At 75.3% G+C, this 4,366-nt stretch carries 5 protein-coding genes and 1 pseudogene; 3 read left to right on the top strand and 3 right to left on the bottom strand.

Translation table 11 applies throughout. The features are described 5' to 3' along the window. Positions 1-307, top strand: a 307-nt coding sequence (locus tag I5E_RS00955; RefSeq protein WP_031260920.1) for an RBBP9/YdeN family alpha/beta hydrolase, incomplete at its 5' end; no start/stop codon positions are given. 1,183 nt (positions 308-1,490) lie between these two features. Here the strand turns inward: I5E_RS00955 and tsaB are convergent. Further along, positions 1,491-2,036: a tRNA (adenosine(37)-N6)-threonylcarbamoyltransferase complex dimerization subunit type 1 TsaB gene (gene tsaB, locus I5E_RS23110; protein WP_083857810.1), complete on the bottom strand. Its 546-nt coding sequence runs from the start codon at positions 2,034-2,036 to the stop codon at positions 1,491-1,493. A gap of 84 nt (positions 2,037-2,120) precedes the next feature. Between tsaB and I5E_RS00945 the strand changes: the two genes are divergently transcribed. Beyond that, the gene (locus I5E_RS00945; protein WP_031260919.1) at positions 2,121-2,849 is read left to right on the top strand and encodes an alpha/beta hydrolase; all 729 of its coding nucleotides are present in this window, start codon (positions 2,121-2,123) and stop codon (positions 2,847-2,849) included. On the opposite strand, the gene I5E_RS00940 is transcribed toward I5E_RS00945, so the two are convergent. After that, on the bottom strand, positions 2,815-3,414 hold the full coding sequence (locus I5E_RS00940) for an NAD(P)H-dependent oxidoreductase (protein ID WP_022905349.1): 600 nt from the start codon (positions 3,412-3,414) through the stop codon (positions 2,815-2,817). The genes I5E_RS00945 and I5E_RS00940 overlap by 35 nt on opposite strands. Positions 3,415-3,516: 102 nt before the next feature. Next, positions 3,517-4,011, bottom strand: a complete 495-nt coding sequence (tsaE, locus tag I5E_RS00935; protein ID WP_022905348.1) for a tRNA (adenosine(37)-N6)-threonylcarbamoyltransferase complex ATPase subunit type 1 TsaE — start codon at positions 4,009-4,011, stop codon at positions 3,517-3,519. Positions 4,012-4,022: 11 nt separating this feature from the next. Between tsaE and I5E_RS00930 the strand changes: the two are divergent. Beyond that, positions 4,023-4,217, top strand: a pseudogene (locus I5E_RS00930) (hypothetical protein); the annotation flags it as partial. Positions 4,218-4,366: the final 149 nt, after the last annotated feature.

Here is a 4,366-nt window from a genome sequence, read left to right as displayed (position 1 = left end):
CGGGCAGCCCGGACACGCCCCGGTGGCCGGTGCCTTCCTCGTCGCGCCGCCGGACCCGCTCGCCCCGGGGTTCCCGGCGGCTGCCGCGGGCTTCACCGGACCCGCTGCGCGGTCCGTGGTCCCGACGCGGCTCGTGGTCAGCGACGACGACCCGTACTGCACCGTCGACCGTGCGCTCGTGTTCGCCGACGCCCTCGGTGCCGACGTCGTCCGGGTGGGGGCGCTCGGCCACGTGAACGTCGCGAGCGGCATCGGAGCGTGGCCGACCGGCCGGGCCCTGGTCGAGGACTTCGAGCGCACGCTCTGAGCCCTCCGCCGGTGCTTCCGCATCGGTCCGTACGGGTCCGTGCGCGTCCGTGCGGGTGTCCCGTGTGCCGTCGGTGTCGTGCCCCGCGGACGACTCCGCCGTGGCCGCGTCGCGGCGGCGTCCTGGTCTTCGTTCGACACGCCGTTCACGTTCGAGGCGATATGGCACGGACTCCGGCGACACACCGCGGATGTCCGCGGAGTTGAGCGTCGCGATATTTATGCTGCGGACATGGAAACGCAGTCCGGTGCACGCACCCCCCTCGTCGACCCGTTCGGTCGCGAGCTCGAGGAGTGGCTCCGTGACGCCCCGGCGACGCGCGCCCCGTACCTGTCGGACCTCGTGGTCCCGCCGGTCACCGGTCCCGTGCAGCGTCCGGACGCAGCGTCGGACGCCCCCGTTGAGTCCGCCACGACCGTCCCCGCTGCGGCCGACACCGCTGCGCCCGTCCCCGCCGACACCGCTGCGGCGCTGCCCGCCGCCGTCGAGCCGGCCGCCGTCGAGCCGGCCGCCGTCGTCGACGCCGTGTCGACCGACGAGGTTGTGTCGGACGCCGCTGCATTCCGCCGTCCCCGGGACCGTGCCCGGCACGCAGCTGCGTGCGCGCCGTCCTTCCCCGAGCCGCCGGAGCGCATCGCCCTCCGCATCGAGGACCTCGCCGTCGAGGTGTCCTCGACCAGCGGGCGCACGACCATCGAGCGCATCGTGATCCTCGAGGACGAGGTCCGCCGTCGCGACGAGGACCTCGCGCGTCTCGCCGCGTGGGAGGCCACCGTCGCCGGACAGCGCGACCCCGAGGTCGAGGCCGCACGCGCCTTCGCCCACAGCGTCTTCGCGGACCTGCTGGCCGACGCCGCACTCGAGGCCGATCGTCGCGACCGTGCCGCGGCGCGTCGCGCCGCCACCGGGAGTGTGTCCGTCGCCGCCGTCCGGGCCGCCACCCCCGCTCCCGTCCACCCGGCCGGCGAGCCGGGCGCGGCTGCCCCTGCGCTCGTCGAGGCGACCGACGTCGACGACGTGATCGACGCCCCGGACGCGACCACGTCCGAACGCGAGGTCGCCGTCCGACCCGTGCTGTCCCTCCCGGTCGTGTCGCCGGTGTCCGCGAACACGCGACCGACGCCGCTCGTCCAGCCCGCGACCGGACCGACGGTCATCGACCGCGCCGCGTTCGCCGCGGCGCTCACGGCGCACGCCGGCGCGACGGCGAGCACGCCCGTCGTGCTGCCGGACGCCGTCGTGCCGCGGACCGCGGAGGGTGCCGCCGCCCACGTCGCGACCGCCGACCACGCGTCTCGTCGAGGTCCGCCGGCTTGGCGAGTCCCGGCCCCGCGACGCGCGTGCCGGTCTGGTCGTAGGCGCTCCAGTAGACCTCGCGCCGACGCGCGTCCGTCAGGACGACGAAGGGCCCGGGGCGGTCCTGGTCGGCGGCGACCGCGTCGTGGCTGACCAGCGGGAGGAGGGGGACACCGCGTGCCGCGGCGAAGGTGCGCGCAGCCGCGATGCCGACGCGGAGGCCGGTGAACGGCCCCGGCCCCATCCCGGCGACCACGGCGGTGACGCCCGCCGGGGTGACGTCGGCCTCGGCGAGGACCTCGGCGAGGAACGGACCGATGACCTCGGCGTGGCGACGGCTGTCCTCGGTGCTCCGGGTCGCGAGGGGTCGACCGGTGGCCGGGTCGACCAGGGCGACGGACGTTCCGGCGGAGGTGTCGATCGCGAGCAGCACCCGTCCATCGTAGGCGTGCTGCCGCAGTGCCGCTGTGGGCGAACGGCTGCACGTGCCGAGCCGCGCGGTCGTAGCGTCGCCGCCATGGAACTGCTCTTCGTGCACGGTGCCCTCGTCCGCGACGGCGACTGGTGGTGGCGTCCGACCGGGGACCTCCTGCTCCAGCGCGCCGGGATCCGCAGCCGGGCCGTGGCACTCCCCAGCTGCGGCGAGGGACGAGCACCGGCGGGCACCTCGGGGCTCGTCGCCGACGCCGCAGCGCTCCGCGCAGCACTCGACGACGTGGACGACCCCGAGGGTGCGGTCGTCGTCGGGCACTCGTACGGCGGCACGGTGATCGCCGAGGCCGGACCCCACCCGGCGGTCTCACGGCTGGTGTTCGTGTCCTCCTACCTGCCCGACGTCGGCAGGGCGCAGGGCACGATCACGGCCGACGAGCCGGACCCGGTGTCGATCGGCGACGCGGGCGACGGCTGCCTCGCCGTCAGCGGGTACGACGCGTCGTCGTTCGGCGCCCGGTTCCTGCAGGACGCGGACACCAGCGTGCAACGGGCCGCGTGGACCCGGGTGACCCCGCAGGACGCGACGTCGTTCGTGACGCCGACCTCGGCCGCGGGGTGGCAGGGCGTCGACTCGACGTACCTCCTCTGCACGGACGACCGGAGCACCACGGTCGGACTCCAACGGCACCACGCCGCCCGCGCGACCCGATCGGTGGACGTACCCACCGGGCACCACCCGTTCACCACCCGACCCGACCTGGTCGCGGAGCAGGTGCTCAGTCCCGGGAGCGGTCGACGATCGATCGGCTGACCGCTCCGACGGCCGCGGCGACGGCCTGCGCGCGGACCGTCGCGTCCTCGTGTTCCGAGTCGTGCACGAACACGGTGACACCGCGCCGTGCGCCGCAGAAGTCGACGATCCCGTGCTCGATCTGGGTGCGGAGCGCTGCGCGGTAGCCGTGCCGGTCCCACACTCCGGCGTCGTCACCGGCGACCGGGACGAGGTGGATCGTGAGCCGCCCGAGGGTGCGGCGGAGCCCGCCGTCGGGATCGACGTCGAACGCCCAGCCGTTCACGAACACGCGGTCGATCCAGCCCTTGAGGAGCGCCGGGACGGACCACCACCAGACCGGGAACACGAGGACGAGGTCGGTGGCCCGGTCGATGCGCTGCTGCTCGGCGACGACGTCGTGAGGAGCACCCGCACCCGTGCGGTACGTCTGCCGGTCGGCGAGCGTGAACCGTGGGTCGAAGCCCTCCGCAGCGAGGTCAGCGGTCTCGACGGACCCCTCGGGCAGGGCGGCCCGGAGTTCCTCCGCGACGTGGTGGGTCAACGAGTCGGGGTCGGGGTGGGCGGTCACGATGAGCGTCGGCACACTGCATCCTCGCGACGCCGACTGGACGGCAGCAGGGGCACACCGGTCGACGTCGGCGCCGGGACCCCGTGTCGACGGCGAGCCGGTCGCGGGGCACCGGGGTCAGAGGGCGACGCCGTCCCAACGGGGACCGGTCGCGGTGACGACGACCCGGCGGGGCTCGTCGGGGACGTCGTCCGGGTCGAGGTCGTCCGGAGCGGGGGCCTCGCCGGCACCGGTCGCCCGGACGATCTCGACGTCGAGGATGCTGTCGGAGATGCCGTCGACGAACCCGCGGCCCCACTCCACGACCACGATCGAGGCGTCCCAGTCGAGGTCGAGGTCGTCGAGCTCGACCGGGTCGGACAGCCGGTACGCGTCGACGTGCACCAGGTCCGGGCCGGCGGTGGTCGGGTGGGTCCGGGCGAGGACGAACGTCGGGCTCGACACCTGCCCGCGGGCGCCGAGCGCCGCGCCGAGCCCCCGGGTCATGGTGGTCTTGCCGGCACCGAGCGGACCGGTCAGGACCACGAGGTCGCCGGCGCGGAGGACGGCCGCGAGTCGGGCGCCGAGTGCACCCATCTCCTCGGTGGTCCGGGCCGTGGTGTCGAGCAGCACGCGGGGCTCGGCTCGTGCACGCGCCGCACACGGCGGCCTCGGTGATCTCGGGGGAGTGGACGCACGCGTACACGCGGGAGCAGGCGGTGTACCCGCTGCCCGGCATCAGCGCACGGAAGTACTGGCCGCCGGTGCGGCGCATCGACCAGGCGTACGGCGACCGCAACCTCGTGTGCGCCTGCCCGCCGGTCGAGGCGTTCGCCTGACCGCGAGTCCGAGTACCGTGTGCCCCGTCCGGCCTGCCGGGCGGGGCACACTGCCGTCCCGGGAGCGTGCACGCCGCCGTCCCGTGGTCGCGCAGACCGCCGTGCCGGGGTGGCACGCCCGCTGTCCGGGCGCGTCGCCGGGCGCCCCG

Source organism: Curtobacterium sp. B18 (assembly GCF_000333375.1).
GTDB lineage: Bacteria > Actinomycetota > Actinomycetes > Actinomycetales > Microbacteriaceae > Curtobacterium.
Note: the sequence above shows the minus strand (reverse complement) of the source record. Positions and strands in the feature narration are given on the sequence as shown.